This is a genomic window from Aminobacter sp. P4_D5, assembly GCF_056401815.1.
In genome coordinates this window covers 14,162-33,803 of sequence record NZ_JBFUIP010000035.1, presented here as the reverse complement: position 1 = coordinate 33,803, position 19,642 = coordinate 14,162, and the positions used below count along the sequence as shown (strand labels likewise).

Here is a 19,642-nt window from a genome sequence, read left to right as displayed (position 1 = left end):
TCCAATGGCTGTCAGTGAATACACAATCCCCGGAATGCTGGTGCGCGACCACAAGCTTGCGGTTCCCCTCGATTGGTCGAAGCCGGAAGGTACAGCCATCGAGGTGTTCGCGCGCGAAATCGTCGACCCGGTGCGCCGATCGGAAAACTTGCCCATCCTGTGCTACCTGCAGGGCGGGCCTGGCGGAAAGTCGCCGCGCCCGACGCGCGGTTCGCCGGCCTGGCTGGCCGAGGCACTGAAGACGCATCGCGTCGTCCTGCCCGACCAGCGCGGCACAGGGCGTTCGACACCCGTGGAAGCCGCCGCCATCGCGGGCTTCGTCGATGGCGAAGCGGCAGCCGACTATCTCGCCCATTTCCGCGCCGACTCCATCGTCGCCGACTGCGAGCACATTCGGAAGACGCTTTTCGGCGGAGGGCGTTGGGAGACACTCGGGCAGAGTTTCGGCGGTTTCATTACAATGACCTACCTTAGCCAGGCTCCCGAAGGACTTTCTGCCTGTTATGTTGCTGGCGGGTTACCCAGCCTCGTGCCTTCGGCTGACGAGGTCTATCGCAGAACCTATCCGCGCGTGGCGGCAAAGAATGCTGGCTATTTTCGACGCTATCCGGAAGACGCAAAACAACTGGCCGCAATCGCTGACTTCATCGCCGGCAACGATGTCCGTTTGCCTGATGGCGACCAACTCACCGTCAGGCGTCTGCAGACGGTCGGCCTTGATCTCGGCATGGGGCCAGGGTTCGAAAACATCCACTGGCTGCTCGACGAGGCTTTCGCCACACGAGATAAGGACCGGCTGACCGATTTCTTCCTGTCCAGCGTCATGAACCTGACCGCGTTTCGCGGCGCTCCGCTGTTCGCCACCCTGCATGAGGCGGCCTATATCCAGGGCGAGGGAACGACGAATTGGTCGGCCGAGCGGCTGCGCGGCGATTTCCCTTCATTTGCCGAAGACAGGCGCCCGCTGCTTTTCACCGGCGAGATGATTTATCCTTGGATGTTCGAGGAAATCGCTGGGTTGCGTCCTTTCAAAGCCGGCGTCGACGTTCTTGCCCAGCGCCGGCTTCACGGCCCGCTCTACGATACGGTACGTCTTGCCGAAAACGACATTCCGGTTTTGGCCATCATCTACCATGACGACATGTTCGTCGATGCGGACCTCTCTCTGCAGACGGCGAGGCAGGTCGGCAATCTCGACTTCTGGATCACCAACGAGTTCGAGCATGACGGCATCAAACAGGCCGGAACGGTGTTTCGCCGCCTGGTCGACATGGTTCGAGACAAGGGCGGGCCGCGGACGGTCGCATAGGACGCAACAGCGAAATCACACTCATGACATCGACAATGAATGAAATGACGGACCGCCTCGGCCGCTTGCGCAACTGGATGGCGAATGCCGGCCTGGACGGGCTCATCGTGCCTCGTAACGACGCGTATCAGAGCGGGATCACCGCCCCGCATGACACTTGCCTCGCCTTCATCACAGGCTTCACCGGTTCTGCCGGGCTGGCGCTGATCCTGCGCGACAAAGCGCTGCTCTTTGTCGACGGACGCTACCAGATCCAGGCTCGAGGCGAAGTCGATCTCGATGCCTTCGAACTGCGCCATCTTCGCGACCAGCCGATCGACCAGTGGTTTGGGGAGGCGGCCCAGCCAGGCTGGCGCATCGGCGTCGATGGCATGAAAACCACCTTCATTCTGCATGACAGGCTGGAGGCGGCGTTGACCGGGCGCTGCGCATCGATTGTCCAGCTCGATCGCGATCCATTCGACGCGATATGGGACGACCGGCCGCCGGCGCCGCTCGGCAAGATCCGTGCAATGCCGGTGGAAGCCACCGGCGAGACCTCCATCGACAAGCGCCGGCGCATCGCCGGGCAACTGCGCGAGATGGGGGCCGACTGGCTGATCGAGACGCTGCCCGACAACATCGCCTGGCTGCTCAATGTGCGCGGCTCGGATGTCGAGATGAATCCGGTGCCACACTCGTTCCTCGCGCTTGGCGCCGACGGAGCGGTCGAATGGTTTGTCGACAGCCGCAAGCTCGGCAACGACCCGAGCGCCTACGAAATCGCCGATGTGCGGCTAGCCTCGCCGCAACGCTTCCTCGAACGGATCGCCGAGATTTCGGCAACGAGAACAGCGATGATCGATGCGGATTTCGCGCCGCACGCGCTGCGCGCCCGGGTTTTGGCCGGCGGCGGCCGCGTTGCCGCGCAGACCAGCCCAGTTACGCTGGCGAAGGCGGCCAAAACCGAGGCCGAACTCGAGGGCTATCGCAATAGCCATGTCGAGGACGGCGTGGCGATGACCGATTTCCTGGCGTGGGTGACAAAGGAGGCCAGCCGACGGCAGCATGCGGTCAGCCCGCTGACCGAACTGGAGGCGGAAGCGCAACTGCTGGCCTTCCGCAGAGGACGGCAAGGTTTCCTGGAACCAAGCTTCCGCACCATCTCCGCGGCCGGCGCCAACGCCGCGATGTGCCACTATGCGGCGAAGCCGTCGACCAATGCCGCCATCGACGGCCAGGCGCCCTACCTGATCGATTCAGGCGGGCAATATCTGACCGCCACCACCGACCTGACGCGGACACTAATGTTCGGCGAACCGAGTAGCGACATGCGAGTGGCCTACACGGCCGTTCTGAAAGGGTTCTTGTCGCTGGTTTCGGTCCGTTTCCCGATAGGGACGCAAGGCCATCAGATCGACGCGTTCGCGCGGCGCGCGCTTTGGGATGCGGGTCTGGACTATGACCATGGCACCGGCCATGGAGTCGGCYACAATCTGCTGTTGCATGAGGGTCCGCACCGACTGGACAAGAGACCGAACCTGTACGGCCTCGTGCCAGGCAACATTATGACGATCGAGCCAGGCTATTACCGCGAAGGCGCCTTCGGCATGCGCGTCGAAAACCAGGTCGAGGTGGTCGCCGACGGAGCCCGTTTCTGCCGCTTTGCCTCGCTCACCCTCGTCCCCATCGATCTTGCGATGGCCGACCTGAAACGGCTGAGCCTGGACGAGGTGCGCTGGCTCGACGACTACCATGACCGTGTCAGGGACACGCTCGCCGACCTGGTGCAGCCGGAAACGCTGCCTTTCCTGATCGAGCAAACCCGCACCATCGCGGAACGCCGGCAGGACAGGCCCGCCGGCGATGGCAAGCGGACGCGAGTGCCGCTTGAACAGGAAGCTTGAAGTTCAGACTATGGAGCGGCGGGATCATAAATCCGCTTGCTCCTTCTCGTCATGTATCGATGTTTGACCACGCGTTCAATGCCTGCAAGCAGGGCATCGAGTCCGCGCCCTGACCCAGGAGTTGATATGGCTTTCCCCATCCGCCCGGCGCCGATCTCCGTTGCCGAAAGACAGCGGCGGCTGCAAAAGTTGCGCGAGAGCATGGAGGCGGCCGGTCTCGCCGCCGTGCTGCTCGGCCCGACCGAGAGCCTGCGCTACTTTACTGGCCTTGTCTGGCACCAAAGCGAACGGCTGTTGGGAGCGCTGGTGACGCCCGCCGGGCTCACCTACATCGTTCCGGCTTTCGAGCGCAGCCGAGTGGAGACGCTGCCRCATCTGGCCGGGGACATCGCAACCTGGGAGGAAGAAGAGAGCCCCGCCGCGCTGGTGCGGGCCCTTGTCGGTTCCACCGGCCGCGTCGGACTGGACGATGCGCTGCCGCTGTTCATCTACCATGCGCTGGTGGAGAGCCTGGGGAGCGAACGGCTTGCCAACGGCACGCGCCTCATTCGCGACCTGCGGCGCTGCAAGTCAGCCGCGGAGATCGCGCTGATCCAATATGCGATGGGCCTGACACTCCAGGTGCACAAACGCGCCCATGCGATCCTGACGCCGGGTGTCCGCGCATCGGAGGTGGTGCGCTATATCGACGAACAGCACCGGGCGCTGGGAGCGTCGGGCGGCTCGACTTTCTGCATCGTATCGTTTGGGGAGGCGACGTCCCTGCCGCATGGCGCCGACGACGATCAGGTGCTGGAGGCAGGCCAACCAATCCTGGTCGATACCGGCGCGCGGATCGAGGGTTACCATTCCGATCTGACACGTTCCTACATGCTCGACGAGCCGGACGCCGATTACACGCGGATCTGGCGGATCGAGCGGGAGGCGCAGCAGGCGGTTTTCGACAGCGCGCACCTCGATACCCCTTGCCACAGTCTCGACGAAGCAGCGCGCGCCGTGCTCATGCACCATGGCCTGGGCCCGCATTACCGGTTGCCTGGCCTCCCGCACAGGGCCGGACACGGCCTCGGGCTGGAGATACACGAAGAGCCTTACATCGTGCGCGGCAATGAAATGCCGCTTCGCCCGGGCATGTGCTTCTCAAACGAACCGATGATCGTTGTTCCCGGGCGCTTCGGAATTCGGCTGGAAGACCACATCTTCATGACCGAGGAAGGGCCGCGCTGGTTCACGCACCCCGCGAAGGGTCCGACAGAGCCTTTTGAATAATCTAATCTCTGGAGGGGGCTAAAGAGCCGATGCGCTTGTGACTAAAAGAATATCTTAAGCATTGAATCTGTTGTCACTTTAGTTCTTCTCAGACGCGCTTTATTATGGTGATGCAACAATGCGCATCCGCAATGCTAAGGATGGACACCCATGACACGTCGCCGACATTAACTTACTTGCCGCTGCCTCGCTGAATGCGTTCATGGCACATGGCGCCGTTGCCCAATCGAATGGGAAAGCATTGCCAACTGACAGCGCCCGTGCCTATTTCGCGGTGTCTGATGGTACTTCGGCATCGTTGGGCGAAACAATGAAGCTCAGCAGCACAGCAGCACACTTTTTCCTCGTTGAAAGGCGAAATGAAGCTGCAGTACTCGGGCGAGCGCAAAAGCGACAGTGAACCTGATACGAAATTCAGAGGAGACGTTTATCAGGTGCTGAACGCCGACGCGTTTTTCTCGCTGAACAAAGGTAGCAACCTTTGTGACAAACCAATTCGGTGGGCAACCATCAGAGATTCAAGCGATACCATCGGCGAAGGGACCGTTGCGTTGGCATGCTGAGCATCGACGATTGGCGCAAATATGATCCCAACACACTCGGCGCGTGCAGTGCGGATTCGTTCAAGCTGAAATAATCGCCTTTCGACTGACGTACTAAGCTAAATTATTCCATGGGCGCAGACGCAATTTGCGCGCTGCGCCCTCTTTTTTGATTCTCGTATGATGTCGGTCCGTTTCCCGACAGGGATGCTGGGCTTCAGATCGACGCGTTCACGCGGCGCGCGCTTTGGGACGCGGGCGAGCGCCGCTGGTTGCAAATTACAAGTCCCTCACTGGCTCTCCAGCGCCCCTAAACGGGGTCGATTGGAGATAGTGATGTTCCTCGATTTGCAATGTCCTCGGCAGCATCGAGAAGGACATCCTCGCGGAATCTCGCCGCTGTCAATTGGATACCGACAGGCGACTGTCCGTGCATTCCAGTGGCCACTGCTAGTCCAGGCAAGCCCATGAAGGGAAGACCGAGCTGCGGAATCTGCGCTTCCCAGACGGACAGGTAATCGCTTTCAGAGCCCATATCCAAATTACTCGGGAAGGGTAGACGCGCCGAAACTGGAAGCATCAGCACGGGATAGCGTTCGAAGAACAATTGCCATCTGCGCAGATAGTCCGTTCTCACTTTGAATAGTTCGGCGAAACCCGCCAAGGTGAGATCGCGAACAGCCTCCCGCTGTCCTTTCAGCATCGTCAGCGCTCCCGGATCGCCCTCGACCTCGGCGGTCCTGACCATCGCCTCATAGTCGTCACCGAGCCAGAGTTTTACTTGCATCTTCGCGGCGTCACGCAACGGAGGAGTCTGCGTCACTTGCTCGACTGTCCATCCAGCGTCACGCAATCGGTCAGCCGCATCAAACAAGGCGTCAATGACCGGCTGTTCAGTTTGCAGGCCGTCAGGCGCCACGCACAGCGCAACACGTTTGGGAAGTGGGCGCCCCAGCAGCGGCGCAGGCACCCACCACGGATCACGAACGTCCTCCTGCGCCATGGCTTCCAATGCCAGTCTCAAATCGCCAACCGTTCGCGCCAGCGGGCCGGAAACCGTCATAAGGTGGCCGCCAATAGATCGTTCCGGCAACGAAGGATTGTAGTTCGCCACCCTTCCAAAACTTGGTCTTAGTCCATGTACGCCGCATGCATACGCGGGATAGCGGATCGAGCCTCCGATATCGGTTCCATGCGCAATCGCACCGATACCCACCGCCAGTGCGGCGCTCGCGCCTCCTGATGAGCCGCCAGGAGTTAGAGAGCGGTCAAAGGGATTGAAAGTCTCGCCATGGAGCAGGTTCCCGGTGAACCATCGCAGCCCATAGGAAGGCATGTTCGATCGACCTATCGGAATGGCGCCGGCACGTTCGAAATTGTCAACGACCGTCCCGTTCGCAGATGGGTAGTGCTCCTTGTGAGAGGTTACTCCCATGGTTGTCGGGTACCCGACCTGATCGATTCCGGCCTTGATCGTCACGGGAACGCCGGCCAAGCAACCCGGGTCTTTGCCGACGGCAACCATCGCATCGATACGATCCGCGGCCTCAAAAGATCGTTCCGGGTCGTGGGCTACAACCGCATTAATTCTGGGATTCACGGCCTCCATACGTTTGATCGCGGATGCAGTCACCTCTCGCGCGGAGAAGGCTCTCGACTTCACGCCGATCGCTACTTCTTCAGCTGACAGCCGCCATAGCTCGCTAGTCGAGACCTCAGTCATGCGTGGCTCCAATGGTTTTACTACAGGTTGTGTGGCATTTCCGGAAGCTCCTCGCGTGCCGGCTACATGCCGCTCTTCTTGCCGCAACGACGGCCAGGGGGTGGGCATGCACACACGCGCCCAAGGAGATGTGCTTTGATTATCGTGCAATAATTATTGTGTCACTATAATTTTTTTGCAAAAGTACAATTTTTCACCTAACGTGCTCTTGATGCTAGTGCTCAAGGAGGAGGAGCGTATGCGCGTTAGGAATAATTCGATGCGGCTGTGGACCATAGCGGTTCTTACGGGTGCGATCGCAGCAGGTAGCGTTCAGGCGCAAGAACCACAGAAGGGTGGCACGCTGCGCATCCTTGCCACGGGTGAGCCGGATCACATGGACCCTGCCCTTACCGGCATGGTTGCGACGCAAAATCTCATGCGAGCCATTTYCCGGCAACTGATCAGCTACGAGGCGTCCAGCGATCCGGTCCTTGCGATCAAGCCGGCCGCAGACCTCGCGACGGATGTGCCGCAACCCACCGATAACGGGCTAACTTACACCTTCAAATTGCGCCAGGGCGCAATGTGGAATGCACCGTCGGGATCGCGTCAGATAACTTCAGCCGACGTGGAGCGTGGTTTCAAACGGTCGTGCAACCCGCACATGCAAGCGGCCACGCTCACCTATTTTACGGCGCTGATTTCCGGGCTTTCCGAGTTCTGCGATGGCTTTGCCAAGGTCGAGCCGACCGTTGCGGCGATGAAAAAATTCATCGAGGAAAACGACGTCACTGGCATCGAGACACCGGATGAGCAGACTGTCGTCTTCAAGCTCAAGGAACGGGCAGGCGATTTCATCTACATGTTGACGCTGCCCAATTCAGCGCCAGCTCCCATCGAGACGCTCGATTATGTTCCGGACAGCCTGGAGTATCGGGCTCATTACATCGGCAGCGGTCCCTACACGATCGGCGAATACACGCCCGATACGAGCCTCAAGCTGGTGCGCAATCCCGCCTGGAATGTTGAGAGCGATCCTCTCCGCAAAGCGTATGTGGACGAGATTGAGATCACCATGGGCATGCAGCCCGACGCTATCATGCAGCAGCTGCAGTCTGGCGACGCCGATCTCGCCTATGACATCAATGTTCCGACCGCGATCCTGGCAACGCTTGTCGCCAGCGGGGACGAGAAACTGGTGCCCATGTCAGCCGGCAATACCAATTTCTTGTTCATCAACACCGTATCGAACAACAACAACGGCGCTTTGAAGGATCTGCGGGTTCGTCAGGCGCTGGCCTATGCGGTCGACAAGGCGGCGGTCGCACAGCAGTGGGGCGGCTCGGCAGTCGCCGAGCCAGTCGGCGGCATCTTCGGTCTCGGCGTGCTAGGAAATCACAAGTTCGAGCTCTATCCGTCGCCAGATTCAAAGGGCGATCCCGAAAAGGCGAAGAAGTTGCTCGCCGAGGCCGGGTTTCGGGATGGGATTACGCTCAAGATGCCGTATCGCAGTAAAGATATGGAAGTGACCACGGCCGCCACGATTCAGGCGAGCATGGCACGCGCCGGGATCAAGCTGGAGCTCAGCCCGGTCACCGCCGCCGACTATTATTCCAAATTCATGACCAACCCGGTCAATACGAAAGACGGCATTTGGGATATCGCACCTGCGGGTTGGACGCCACAATGGTTAGGTGGCGCGGCACGCTCCGTGTTCCAGCCGCAGTTTACCTTCAACGGCACGCACCAAACCTACAACTACACCGACTACAACAACCCCAAGGCCAACGAGATCGCCGCCAAGGCGATCAATGCCACGACACCGGAAGAGACCGGCAAGTTGTGGTCCGAAGTCGATGAGCTCGTGATGGCGGACGTGCCTGTCATTCCGCTGATCGCCAACAAAAACCCGAAATATCGCAGCGGGGCGGTGCAAAACTACCAGCCTTATGCGCTGGGTGTCGAAGGCGACTGGACCAATCTCTGGCTCGAACGTTGAACTGAGAACAAGCCGGCGCCCGTTGCGGCGCCGGCTGGACGCGACCGATTTGGGCGAACCTATACTCGAAGGCGACGAACCAAACTAGGCGGTGCGTCAGGAGGAACGTGCGTCTGTTGCAGCAGCGCAGGAGGAACGACGTATCGAGCGCACGCGCGTATCTCACTCATGCATATGCGGGCAACGCTAAGGCTAACCGTCACCACTGACAGCCAGCAACTCCCGGGAATATTCCTAAACCACGCGACCTTCCTGAAGCTGACGCCGGGCGAGCGTTTCAACGCGCTCGCAGGTGCGTTGCTGCTTGTCACCCCCGCTTCTGCAGCGGGCATCGAACCCGAGGCCGACCGCACCTGACGATAGATTAGCCACAGATCATGCCTCTGCCCAGCGATGCGCCACTGCCACCCAATCTGCCCCGGTTACCCCCACCAGGAGTAACTGGGGCAGATTTGTTGGCGGCCCGACAAGCCGCGGCGCACTGTGACGAGATGTTCTGACGTTACGTCAGAAACGGTCAGGCATGTTTTTCAGCAGGCTAATTTGCAGGCGCCAGATTCTTGAACCTGTTCCATGGGGTGGTGTAGCTTGGCTAGATAACTGCACTGGCGTCGAAACCAGAGAGAGGGGAACAGGCAATCCACGGCCGTAAGCGAAATGCCACGTCCAGCTACTACGGGTTTCGACGCCGCGGCAGTCGGGAACCACCACCGGATCGTTGTTGTAACGGGGGCACATGCAGAGCAGCAGCGCGTAGCGCTGGTTTTCGACCCGCACCAGAGCTGTGCCAAACCAGATCAGCAGCCCCAGCGGCACGATGATTATGTCCCACAAATCCAGTCCTATCCGAACGTGCCCATCATCGCCTACAGCAATCGACCTGCAACACTGTCGTTCTTTTGGTCGGGGCGCGCCACCATGGAGCGGCGGCCCGTCAACCGAAGCAAATCTGCGCGCCAGAACGTGACATTCGCCGCGGATGCGAACGTTTGGGTTAGGTTTTGAAGCGGACCTTCCCGGTCAACATCTACCAGGTCAGCTTGACGCCGAGCTTGCCCTCCCAGGCGTGGGCGGTGCCGTCGAAGCTCTGCTCGTAGCCGACATTGCCGTAAAGGGTCGCGTCGGTGTTGAAATCCCAGCTGCCGCCGAGGTCGAGCTTCCACACGTTGTCTTGCAAGCCGTCGACGGTGAACGGCACGAACCCGCTGGCGGAGGAGAACTCGGTCGTCGGCTCAGCAATGAACTCATGCCAGAAGTCGCCGCGTAACCACAGCGAGGCTTGGCGTACCGGCTCGCCAGGTTTGGCGGGATCATTGCCTTGCGGCTCCTCCAGGTTCCAGCTCCGCGCCAGCCGAGCGCCAATACGGCCGGCCAGTGAATCTTCATTGCTGTAGCGCACGTCGGCATAGCCGTCATTGAAGCCGGAGAGGTTGATGGTCTGGTAGACAAGCTGCGCCTGCGGCTCGATAATCCATCCATTGCCGAGATCGAACGGATAGCCACCCTCCAGCGATGCAGCCAGGCCCCAGCCATCGGTCTCGCCGGCGCGCAGGCCACGCCTGCCCGTCATCGATGCGTCGTACCAAGTCGCCTGCAGCACGCCGTCCACATACCAGTCGCCCGGTCCGAAATGCGTCCAGTAGCCGCCAAGGCTGAAGGCATTGAACTCGTCCTTGCCGCCCTTGAAGCTGAAGCCGAGCAGTTGGTGGGTGACATCGACCTCGCCATGGCCGAAGGCGACGTAGAGGCCGGCGTTGTCGCGTCCACCATCCTGGCTTTCCCGGCGGTAGAGGTCGGTGCCTGCCTGCAGCGCGCCGAAGCCGTAGTCGAACTCGGGTCCGCCGCCATAGATGCCGAGCGGATTGCCGTCGCGGCGGCCGGAAGCGCCGATCAGCCGGCCCCATAGGCCATCGGGCGAACTGTCGTAGCTGCCATCCGCGCCCGGGCCGAGCGCCTGAGCGTTGCCGCCCATGCGTTCGTGCAGCGTGTCGATGATACGGCGGCCGTAGATCGCGGTCGCGACAGGCATCGCCGCATAGAGCGAGACCTCCTGGCGGAAGTGCGGTGTCGGGTTCGGCGGCACCGCGGCATCAGGCGGCACCGGCGGTTTCGGGCCTACGCATTCGGGCAGTGTCGGGACGAGCCCGCAGTCGAGCGCCGAGCGCAGAAACCAGGCCTCGCCGTTGCCGCCGGTCACGCTGCCGCGCTCGAGCGTGTATTCGTAGGGACCCGCCACCACCGGCGCGCCCAACCTGAACGCGCCCGCAGCGGTCGTGCCGCCATTGACCGTATCGACGACCTTGATGCCGTCCGCGCGCGTCAGCAAGCCCGGGCCGCCGGCATTGGTGACGACGATCCCCGTATTGCCGGTTGCAGTGCCGGCGTCGATGAGCAGGAGGTCGGAGGGAGATCCATCGGCGCCTAGAAACGTGGTCAGCGCAAGTGTGCTGCCGGCGGTATAGTCGCCGGCCACGGTAAGCACCGTGCCCTTGCCGGCGGCCGGCGATCCGCCGGTGCGGACGACGCCATGGTTGATGAGCCCGGGGATGGTCTGGTCGAAGCCGGCCAGGTCGAGCGTCCCGCCGCTGCCCACCGTAAAGCTGGAATTGGGACTGAAGGCTCCGGTAGCGCCTGCCCGTAGCGTGCCGGCCGAGATCGTGGTGCCGCCCGTGTAAGTGTTGGCGCCAGTCAGGATCGTCGTACCCGGACCGGTCTGGTTGACCGTTCCTCCACCGGAGATAACGGGCGCGAAGACGTAGCCCGATGCCGTATGATTGAAGTTGATCGTGCCGGTACCGGCGCCGAACTCGACTGACGCGGTGCTCAGCGAGCCCGGTGCCGCCGCCGGATTGCCGGCGCCCGCGCCGATGTTGAGCGTTCCGGTCGAACCGGCGCCCTTTGCGATCGTGATAGGCCCGGTGACCAAGCCGCCCTCCGCTATGGTCAGCGTGCCGGTGCCGAGGTTGCCGACGTTAACTCCCGACGTGTTGCTCCAGGTGGAGCGTGCGCCGGTCACTGTCACCATGCCCTGTGAGCCTGCACCGCTGCCGATGTTGGCGGCGAAGGCGGAGGCATTGATGACTCTGCCGCCGTTCTCGACCTTGAGCGTGCCCGTACCAAAACTGCCGATATTGAGACCGCCGCTTGTTCCGTTGACCCAGACGGAGTCCGGGCCGGCCACGGTCACCRTGCCCGTGGACCCTTGAGACAATCCGATGGAGCTGCTGCCGCTATTCACGCTGCCGCCGCCTTGGATTGTGAGCGTGCCCGTGCCCTGGCCGCCGATCACGACGTTTCCGGCATTCGACCAGTTGGAGCCCGCTCCGGTCACTGTCACCGTGCCCCGCCCGCCAGGTAAATTGCYGATCGCACCGGAGGAATCGGCCAATGTCCCGCCGCCTTGGACAACGAGTATTCCCGTCCCGTTTTGACCGATGGCGAGATTTCGGGCCAACGCGCCCGGGCTCGCGACCACCGTAGAATTCCGCGTCACCGTGTTGATGTTTCCGTCTATCGTCTGCCTGGGAAAGCCGGCAGTCCAGTTCTCAGCCAGAAACCAATTGGAGGAGACCGCGCCGGTCCAATCGGTGGACTGGGCGTGTGCCGGAACTATAGAGGCTGTTGCAAGCGCAACTGTCGTAAACAATCTGATGTGTGCAAAGCGTCGTGTCCGCAGTCGAACGAGCGGTCCGCGGGCGGGTGCGCGCATGGGCACCGTCTCCTTCTCCGCAAGGCGCCCTTGGCAGCCTGCGAGTCCAGCCCCCCGTACCCGATGCTGCCGTACGCTAGTCGGCAGCATCAGAAGCAATCATGTCGTGATCCGGCCGAATCCAGAAGCGCAAACCGTCCACCGCAGGCGCGGCGCCACGGAAATGGGGTGCAGTGTTGCCGCAGGGAGACACCCTGGCAGTCGCATTCCAACTCTTCGGATCTGCGAAGGACCGTCGGCGGCAATCGCGCCAGTCAATTCCTCGGCGAAAATGTCGATCTCGGGTCGAGCCCGACGCTCACCCTGATGCAGCGGTCGAGAAAGCGAGTTTCACAATTGCCCAGCGATGCGCCACTGCCCCCAAATCTGCGCCGGTTACCCACCAGGATTATGCACGGCGTCCTAGAGGCTACTTGTAAGCCATTGATTAACCTTAATACATTTTCCAATTACAAAGCTATCCGGCCATTTACTTTAGCCACATCGTGGTGCAAACGAACGATCTTTCCATATCGATAATGACCTCTTATCGATAATGATGGATTTCAGAGTCGAAATCGCTCAAATTCGTGCCAGACATGGCCGCGCGCGGCCCAGGAAATCCGCTCAAAAGGCACCTCATGGCCAAACTGCCCGCAGCTTCCAACGCCCAGCGTGACTTTGCCGAAGCCGTTGCCCGCCGGGCCGAAGCGCTGGATGCGCTCGATGCCGTCTTGCCGTTCGACCGCCGCACCCAGCTCGCCGGCGTCCTCAGCGACGACGACGTCGCAACCTTGCGCCACCTCGCCAGCCAGGGCCTCGGCCCAAACTCGCTGCGGGCTCTCACGTCTGATCTGTTTTATCTCGAGGCCTGGGCACTCGCCGCAACAGGCATGGAACTGCCGTGGCCAGCGCCGGAAACGCTGTTGCTGAAATTCGTCGCCCATCATTTGTGGGATCCTGTCCACCGCCTGAGCGATACCGCCCACGGCATGCCCAGCGAGGTGGCGGCAGCCCTGGTCGCCCAGGGCCTGCTTAAGGTGAAGGAAAGACCACATGCGCCAGCTACGGTGCGGCGCAAGCTGTCGAGCTGGTCGACGCTAACCAAATGGCGCGGCCTGCTCGGAGATTTCAACGCGCCTGGCCTCAAAAGTGCGCTCAAGCTCGCCATACGCGCCACGGATCGGCCGTCTCAGCGCAAGAGCCAAAAGGCGGTCACGTCAGACATTCTGGCGGCGGTGCTGAAGACCTGCAGCGGCGACAGTCTTGTCGATGGCCGCGACCGGGCGCTGCTGATCGCCGCCTTTGCTTCGGGTGGCCGCCGGCGCAGCGAGATTGCTGCTCTTCGCCTCGACCAACTGATGGAACAAGAGCCGGTGCCGGCCGATCCGCACGACCCCGACGGCGAAAAAATACCCTGCGTGGCGATAAAACTCGGTCGGACCAAAACCACCGACGGAGACAGCCGCAGCGAGGTGTTGCTGATCGGCCGCCCGGTAACGCTGCTCAAGGACTGGATCGCCCAGGCACAGCTCAGCGAGGGGCCGGTGTTCCGCGCCATCGACCGTTGGGGCCATCTCCAGCGCCGCGCGCTGACCCCGCAGGCGGTCAATCTGATCCTCAAGCGCCGCATCGCCGAAGCCGGGCTCGACCCCCAGGAATTTTCGGCGCATGGCCTACGCTCGGGCTATCTCACCGAAGCGGGCCGGCGCGGCATTCCGCTGCTCGACGCCATGCAGCAGTCGCAACACCGCTCGGTCAACCAGGCCTCGGCCTATTACAACGATGCCGAACGCAAGCTCGGAAGAGCCGCACGCTTGATCGTTTGACCGGAAGCGGACGCTTCATCCTAGGCAGCGCAGTGGCCGCTAACCTGCTTCACAGCCAGGAAACAGGCGTTTTCGGCAAGCGTTGATCGGGGTCGATCACCTTCAGTGAAGGCTTGCCCGCGCCGTTCCAGTGCCACAAGGCAACGCAGCTGCCGCCCGGCGACATGAAGGAGGGGTAGACGACACCTTCAAAGCCCTGAGACAGCAGCCTTTGCCGCAGCAGATGGGTTTCAGGCGTCCGGCCCTCGTCTAGATCGGCGCGCCACTCGCATCTGTGAATCGACGGATCAACGCCGAGCCCCTCCAGCACCGCGGTATCAGTCAGATCGGCCAGCCTCGCATCCGACAATTCAAGCTGTGCGATCAATGCCGGATGCTGGACAAAACCCTGATTATATTCGGCCCAGGCGGTGGAAAGCTCGCAAGCGGCATAAAGTGCCGACGCACCGACCGGATTCCAGCGTCCGCCAAAGCGTGCAGCACCCTCGCCTGACAACGGCATGTGCGCCCAGYGCGGCACAAAGGCTCTCCACAGCGTGCGGACCTGCTGCGTAGAAGCTTCAGGCATAAACGCCGGAGCGCACCGCCTCCAGATAGGCCAGAACCTTGTCGGCCTTGCCCTCGCCGACCAGATCGTAGGCCGTCTTCCCCGCCCAGCCTGGGATCGGCTGATGCTTGAACCAGATTACAGCGCGGTTTTCGTCGCCCGCCATCTCGGCAGCCATCGCCAGAATGCGCACGACCGGGCTCAGCGCCTGATCGACCTTGCGCGCGCCCGACCGCGCCGTCAGCGTATTGCGGGCGACACCGACAAGCCGGGCAAGCTCGGACTGGGTCACACCCAGCAGTTCCGACACGCGCCGCGCCGACAGAAAGGGCGACCGGGCGTCACCGAAATGGGCCGCCGACATTCCCAAACTCTGAGCCGTCATAACCCGCTCCTGTCGTAGTTTGATATCCATGTGATCAATATGTGCTCATTTGACGCTCAATTCAAGCTCAACCGACTTCTTCAAGCAATCGGCAGCTGTCGGTCACCCTGCCTTGGCCTGGGCCCCTCCCCTGCCCCGCAGCAGCGCCATCAGCACCGGTCCGATGGAGAACTCTCCGGCGTTGGCCTTGGCTGTGAGGCTGCGCAGGTAACCGCCCGGGCTTGCAATCGCCTCACCCCGCTGCAGCATCGCCGCCACCATGATCGCTGCGTCCACCGCCCCCATCGCCTCGCAGGCCTGGTTCCACGCATCCGGACTGACGCCAAGGGCGCCGCGCACCAAATTCGCCGTTTCCACCAGATCGGCCCAGCCCGAAATGCCGTTTCGTGCGTAATCGGCAATATCCGGGCAGGCACGCAGCACCATGCCAAGCGGATATCCCGTTGGTGGCTGGCTCTTGGTCTCCAGTTTCACCGCAACGGTCGTCCCCTGGTCTTTTTCTGGGCCGGGTTCAAATTCATAAGGTTGTGTATTTGAATTCTGTATGTGGCGCTCGAAATGAGACTCATTGCCGCTTGTTTCTTCAGTTTTAACGTGGCTTTCCAGTATCTTGCGCACCTCTTGGGCAAGCAGAGCAAGCTCAGCGGCAATTGGCTCAAGCTCAAGCCTGCTCGCCGTACGTGGAATGGCTGCTGCGATCTCGCGATACTCCAGATGCAGGCGCTGCCAATCGGCCTTGATGCCCTCCTCCAGGCCGAACGCGATCATCTTGGCGATGTCGCGGCGCAGGATGGTGATGCGCTCACGTACGAGCAGCAATGCCCGGCGCTCGGCCCTGACAGCCTCGGCCATATGCTCGAACTCTTCGGCACGTGCCAGAAGCGGGGAAAGGTCGAACCCAAAAGCCTGCTCGATCGAACCGTCAAAGCCCTTGCGGGCGTAGCGCTTGCCATTGGGGCTGTCGCGGCGCACCACAAGGCCGCAGTCGATAAGCACCGACAGATGCCGCCTGAGCGTTGCCGGCGCCATGCCATGCGCACGAAGCGCAAGCTGCGTGTTGGACGGAAACACCACCAGCCCCTCCCCTTCCACCAGATCCGTGTCCGGATGAAAGGTCAGCAGCGCGTTGAGCACAGCCAGAGCGCGATCGCTCGCCCCCAGCAGTCCCTTAGCCTCACAGACGGCGCGAAACACCTGCCATTTGTTGGCGCTAGCGCCAGGGGCGCAATTGTCGGCCGACATCTGCCCTGCCACCATGGCAAGCGACAGCGACCGCCGCCCAAAGGGCGTCGTCGAAATATGCTCGATCATCCTCGTTTACCTCACTGCGAGGCAAGCCAAAGGCGTTCCAGAACGCGTCCAGTGGTTGACAAGTCAGCCCGGAAATGATTCTCTCACAATTGCTACATTGATGAGGGCTTCCGGAATGGCGACGTTTCGGGGGCCTTTTTCTTGCCGGTTATCCTTCTATTTCCAGTCCTCTACACATTTGGCACTGACGCCCTACGCTCCACTTCCGCGGGGTGCTGCATTGAAGCATGCGCCCGATTCGCGGGGGCGTGGATAATTTAGTTTTGCCCGGCCGATTGGCCGCGCTCCTGTTTGAACCTTTCCAACAGCTTGGGCAGCTCCTCGCCCAGAAAATCCTCAAAACCGTCGGAAACCTTTTCCACGAAGTCGACGCGGGCCTTGCCCTTGGCGACGCTCAGATGCGCCACCGCCCTGCCCTCGCCATTGCGGATTTCGCGTGCGCCATCGGCCTTGACCTTGCGCTGCAGCCGCGTGAACAAGAAGTTGAAGCGCTCATCGCTCGAAGCAGCAAGGAAGCGGGAACTTGATACCTCGTCTTCAGCCTTGACGCGCGACGCCTCGCTCTTGAGCAGTTCGGCGAGCGCCATCCAGCGCGGCCGACCGACCTTGGGCGCGGCACCTATGGCGCGCACGATACGTTCTGGTACAGCATCGGCGACCTGCAGGAAGCGCGTCATCTCGGCCTTGTGCAGCGACAGCGCATCCTGGACGAGCCCACGCTCGAAGCCACGTCCAATCAGTTCATGGGCAAACAACGCGCGCTCGATGAAGGACAGGTCGCGCCGCTCGGAATTTTCCTTGCCCTGGGCCAACACCAGCTCGACGTCGGAGAGCACCCGTACGATCGCCAGCGCGGGAATGCCGAGCCTGTTTGCCGCCCGCACACGACGATGGCCATAGGCAGTCTGATAGCGGCCGGGCTTGTCAGGGTGCGGTCTTAAAAGCACCGGCACTTGCTGGCCGGAAGCCTCGATGCTGGCGACCAGCGCCTCGAAGTCGTCGTCCTGCGCGCCGTGATCTAGCCGGTCGGCAACGAAGGACGCTTCGATCAGCGCGGTATCGATCTGGGTGACGCGCTCGGCCGTGTCGAGACTTGCCTTGATCTGGCGCGCCTCCTCGATCTCCCTGGAAAGACCGCCGAGCGAAAGCCCCATCGCCTTCACAGCACCCGAAGCGCTGCGCGGCCGCACGGCTTCTGTTTCGGCTGATTTTGTTTCCAGCGCCTTCACGGTTGGGCCCACAGCCATTGGTGCCGGGTCCGCCGCGCCGAAAAGTGCCTTGAGCTGATCCTTGCGATTCTGTGCCATGTGCGCCTCCCTCAGCCTGCCCGGTTCCAGGCTTTGAGCATCAAGGCTTCGATCTCGCCGTTGACAGCTGTCAACGATTCCATCGCGCGGTCGTAGGTAACGCGGCTGAAGTTCTCTCGCGCCACTTCGTAAAGCGTCTGCTTGGTCAGGCCGGCGTCGGAAAATGCCGTCGACTTGACCAAGGGTGCCGTCAAAACGCGATCGCCAAACAGCGAGCGAAGGAAGCCGACGATCTGCGTCTGTGGCCCGTCATTGGGCTCGTAACGCGTGATCAGGTAACGCATGAAATCGAAATTCAGCTCGCCACCCGCCTCACGCACCACCGACAGCAGATCGGCGGTCATGAATAGGAACTGGCTCATCGAGGCGACGTCGAGCATCTGCGGGTGAATGGTCACCAGCACGGAGGTCGCAGCACAGAGCGCCGATAGCGTCAGGAAGCCGAGCTGCGGCGGGCAGTCCATGACAACGACGTCATACTCGTCGGCAACAGTCTGCAGCGCCTCCTGCACCCGGGCAAAAAACATCGCCTTGCTGTCGCCAGCCTGGCGCGCCGCCAGCATCTGCGGCGTGGTGTGCTCGAACTCCTGGAGTTCGAGATTTCCCGGCACAAAGTCGAGCCCGTCGAAATAGGTACGGCGGATGATCTCGGAGAGCGGCCGACGCTCCTCGTCGTAACGGATCGCGCCATAAAGCGTGTCGTTGCCATCGAGGTCTAGCTCGGGCTGGTAGCCGAGCAGCGCCGACATCGACGCCTGCGGATCGAGGTCGATGGCAAGCACGCGGTAGCCGGCGAGCGCCAGATGCTGGGCGAGATGCGTGCTGGTGGTGGTCTTGCCCGAGCCGCCCTTGAAGTTGGTGACGGCGATCACCTGCATATGCTCGCCGCGCACGGCGTCGCGCCGCGGCAGGTAATGCCGCGCCTTGGTCGGATTCTGCTCGGCGAGATGCCGACGCAGCCCGTTGATGTCGTCGAGCGCGTAGTAGCGACGCCCCCCTGCCCCGGTCTCCGGCTGCGGGCCTTCGCCGGCGATGGAGAGCTGGCGCAGATAGCCGTCAGTGACGCCGATCAGACGCGCCGCCTCGCCGCTCGAAAACTTGCGCAAGACCTTCTTCGAGGTCGGCGAAAACAGCCGGTCGCGCATCGCTTGCAATTGCGCCGACAACATCTCGGCGTCGCGCGCAATGGCACGATCGGTCGCCACGACCTCGGCCTCTTCGCTCGCGTTTTCCGCCCGTGCTTGAACTGCCCCTACCAAGTCTTTAGTCCCCTCTCGCCATCCAGCACCGGTCGCTCGCGACCCGCCGTCAGGCTTCGTTAAGATTTATGCGCCGATTCGCTTCAGAATCCGAATCCGGGTTACRCCTTCCCACATTTTAACGTGGCGGAGCGTGGATAACGGTTTGCTGAAGCGGTTACGCCGGACACATCGAATTACGACGATTTGCCGTAACAAAGGTGCTGGAGAGGTCGAGTCGAGTCAACTTGTTTATAGTTAACGCAAATTAACCATTGTGACGGAAACGAAACGGCCCATGACGGCGATCGTTTCGGCCCTATCACTAGGTCGTTGACAGCTGTCAACGCGCGTCGAGATAGCCGCGCTTGATCTTGGAAGCCGCCAGGCGGCGCAAAGCCATCTGCGCCTGGCAACGTCGGCGAAGAGATCAAGGCGACGACGCCCCGAGGTTCCTATGCGACCCCCTTCGCGCACCAAAGCCGTATCGCCAAACAGCGACTGCTCAACCGACAGGCAATAGAACCGGGCCATGTTTCGGCTCCGGTCGCGGCGCTCAAGATGCAATGGGGAGGTCGGCTGGTCCATATCAGGCAGAATCGCGCGCGACGAATCCACCGTCCAGTG

General features: G+C 61.7%; 16 protein-coding genes. 7 read left to right on the top strand and 9 right to left on the bottom strand.

The annotated features are described in order from the left end of the window. Positions 1 to 4 precede the first annotated feature (4 nt). The 4 genes from AC1DWF_RS10350 (at position 5) to AC1DWF_RS10335 (ending at position 5,027) form a co-directional block, all read left to right on the top strand. Positions 5 to 1,309 carry an alpha/beta fold hydrolase gene (locus AC1DWF_RS10350; protein ID WP_476789257.1) on the top strand — a complete coding sequence of 435 codons (1,305 nt, stop codon included), beginning with the start codon at positions 5 to 7 and terminating at the stop codon, positions 1,307 to 1,309. A 35-nt stretch (positions 1,310 to 1,344) separates the two neighbouring features. Beyond that, a complete protein-coding gene (locus tag AC1DWF_RS10345; protein WP_476841658.1) occupies positions 1,345 to 3,195 on the top strand; it encodes an aminopeptidase P family protein in 1,851 nt (616 codons plus the stop codon). A gap of 126 nt (positions 3,196 to 3,321) precedes the next feature. Then, on the top strand, positions 3,322 to 4,464 hold the full coding sequence (locus AC1DWF_RS10340; RefSeq protein ID WP_476787358.1) for a M24 family metallopeptidase: 1,143 nt from the start codon (positions 3,322 to 3,324) through the stop codon (positions 4,462 to 4,464). Positions 4,465 to 4,823: 359 nt separating this feature from the next. Beyond that, the gene (locus AC1DWF_RS10335; protein ID WP_476789258.1) at positions 4,824 to 5,027 is read left to right on the top strand and encodes a hypothetical protein; all 204 of its coding nucleotides are present in this window, start codon (positions 4,824 to 4,826) and stop codon (positions 5,025 to 5,027) included. A gap of 289 nt (positions 5,028 to 5,316) precedes the next feature. On the opposite strand, the gene AC1DWF_RS10330 is transcribed toward AC1DWF_RS10335, so the two are convergent. Continuing rightward, on the bottom strand, positions 5,317 to 6,729 hold the full coding sequence (locus AC1DWF_RS10330) for an amidase family protein (RefSeq protein WP_476786891.1): 1,413 nt from the start codon (positions 6,727 to 6,729) through the stop codon (positions 5,317 to 5,319). A gap of 259 nt (positions 6,730 to 6,988) precedes the next feature. On the opposite strand from AC1DWF_RS10330, the gene AC1DWF_RS10325 reads away from it, so the two are divergent. Both AC1DWF_RS10325 and AC1DWF_RS10320 read left to right on the top strand, forming a co-directional pair. Further along, positions 6,989 to 8,710, top strand: coding sequence for an ABC transporter substrate-binding protein (locus AC1DWF_RS10325; RefSeq protein WP_476841657.1), 1,722 nt, complete (start codon positions 6,989 to 6,991; stop codon positions 8,708 to 8,710). Positions 8,711 to 8,878: 168 nt separating this feature from the next. Further along, positions 8,879 to 9,067: a hypothetical protein gene (locus tag AC1DWF_RS10320; protein WP_476804309.1), complete on the top strand. Its 189-nt coding sequence runs from the start codon at positions 8,879 to 8,881 to the stop codon at positions 9,065 to 9,067. Between the two features lie 150 nt (positions 9,068 to 9,217). On the opposite strand, the gene AC1DWF_RS10315 is transcribed toward AC1DWF_RS10320, so the two are convergent. Continuing rightward, entirely contained in the window at positions 9,218 to 9,544 is a 327-nt protein-coding gene (locus AC1DWF_RS10315; RefSeq protein ID WP_476786857.1) for a hypothetical protein, read from the bottom strand. A 193-nt stretch (positions 9,545 to 9,737) separates the two neighbouring features. Further along, positions 9,738 to 12,419, bottom strand: coding sequence for an autotransporter family protein (locus tag AC1DWF_RS10310; protein WP_476841656.1), 2,682 nt, complete (start codon positions 12,417 to 12,419; stop codon positions 9,738 to 9,740). A 620-nt stretch (positions 12,420 to 13,039) separates the two neighbouring features. Between AC1DWF_RS10310 and AC1DWF_RS10305 the strand changes: the two genes are divergently transcribed. Further along, the gene (locus AC1DWF_RS10305; RefSeq protein WP_476786058.1) at positions 13,040 to 14,227 is read left to right on the top strand and encodes a site-specific integrase; all 1,188 of its coding nucleotides are present in this window, start codon (positions 13,040 to 13,042) and stop codon (positions 14,225 to 14,227) included. Between the two features lie 49 nt (positions 14,228 to 14,276). Here the strand turns inward: AC1DWF_RS10305 and AC1DWF_RS10300 are convergent, their stop codons facing one another. From AC1DWF_RS10300 to AC1DWF_RS10275, 6 genes are all read right to left on the bottom strand, one after another. Further along, positions 14,277 to 14,795, bottom strand: a complete 519-nt coding sequence (locus AC1DWF_RS10300; RefSeq protein ID WP_476841655.1) for an RES family NAD+ phosphorylase — start codon at positions 14,793 to 14,795, stop codon at positions 14,277 to 14,279. Beyond that, complete coding sequence (locus tag AC1DWF_RS10295; protein WP_476786060.1) at positions 14,788 to 15,159, bottom strand: antitoxin Xre/MbcA/ParS toxin-binding domain-containing protein; 372 nt, start codon at positions 15,157 to 15,159, stop codon at positions 14,788 to 14,790. Before AC1DWF_RS10295 ends, AC1DWF_RS10300 begins: the two co-directional genes overlap by 8 nt. 102 nt (positions 15,160 to 15,261) lie before the next feature. Then, a complete protein-coding gene (gene repC / locus AC1DWF_RS10290; RefSeq protein WP_476788839.1) occupies positions 15,262 to 16,470 on the bottom strand; it encodes a plasmid replication protein RepC in 1,209 nt (402 codons plus the stop codon). Between the two features lie 257 nt (positions 16,471 to 16,727). Next, the gene (repB, locus tag AC1DWF_RS10285; protein ID WP_476804307.1) at positions 16,728 to 17,777 is read right to left on the bottom strand and encodes a plasmid partitioning protein RepB; all 1,050 of its coding nucleotides are present in this window, start codon (positions 17,775 to 17,777) and stop codon (positions 16,728 to 16,730) included. 11 nt (positions 17,778 to 17,788) lie between these two features. Then, positions 17,789 to 18,982 (bottom strand): plasmid partitioning protein RepA, encoded by a 1,194-nt coding sequence (repA, locus tag AC1DWF_RS10280; RefSeq protein WP_476788841.1) that lies wholly within the window; start codon positions 18,980 to 18,982, stop codon positions 17,789 to 17,791. Between the two features lie 291 nt (positions 18,983 to 19,273). Then, the gene (locus tag AC1DWF_RS10275) at positions 19,274 to 19,549 is read right to left on the bottom strand and encodes a WGR domain-containing protein (RefSeq protein WP_476804306.1); all 276 of its coding nucleotides are present in this window, start codon (positions 19,547 to 19,549) and stop codon (positions 19,274 to 19,276) included. Positions 19,550 to 19,642 lie beyond the last annotated feature (93 nt).

Bases quoted from the DNA above. Each gene is read 5' to 3' on its own strand.
- AC1DWF_RS10350 (WP_476789257.1), top strand. From the start codon at position 5: ATGGCTGTCAGTGAATACACAATCCCCGGAATGCTGGTGCGCGACCAC.
- AC1DWF_RS10335 (WP_476789258.1), top strand. From the start codon at position 4,824: ATGAAGCTGCAGTACTCGGGCGAGCGCAAAAGCGACAGTGAACCTGAT.
- AC1DWF_RS10330 (WP_476786891.1), bottom strand. From the start codon at position 6,729: ATGACTGAGGTCTCGACTAGCGAGCTATGGCGGCTGTCAGCTGAAGAA.
- AC1DWF_RS10320 (WP_476804309.1), top strand. From the start codon at position 8,879: ATGCATATGCGGGCAACGCTAAGGCTAACCGTCACCACTGACAGCCAG.
- AC1DWF_RS10305 (WP_476786058.1), top strand. From the start codon at position 13,040: ATGGCCAAACTGCCCGCAGCTTCCAACGCCCAGCGTGACTTTGCCGAA.
- AC1DWF_RS10295 (WP_476786060.1), bottom strand. From the start codon at position 15,159: ATGACGGCTCAGAGTTTGGGAATGTCGGCGGCCCATTTCGGTGACGCC.
- repC (WP_476788839.1), bottom strand. From the start codon at position 16,470: ATGATCGAGCATATTTCGACGACGCCCTTTGGGCGGCGGTCGCTGTCG.
- repB (WP_476804307.1), bottom strand. From the start codon at position 17,777: ATGGCACAGAATCGCAAGGATCAGCTCAAGGCACTTTTCGGCGCGGCG.
- AC1DWF_RS10275 (WP_476804306.1), bottom strand. From the start codon at position 19,549: ATGGCCCGGTTCTATTGCCTGTCGGTTGAGCAGTCGCTGTTTGGCGAT.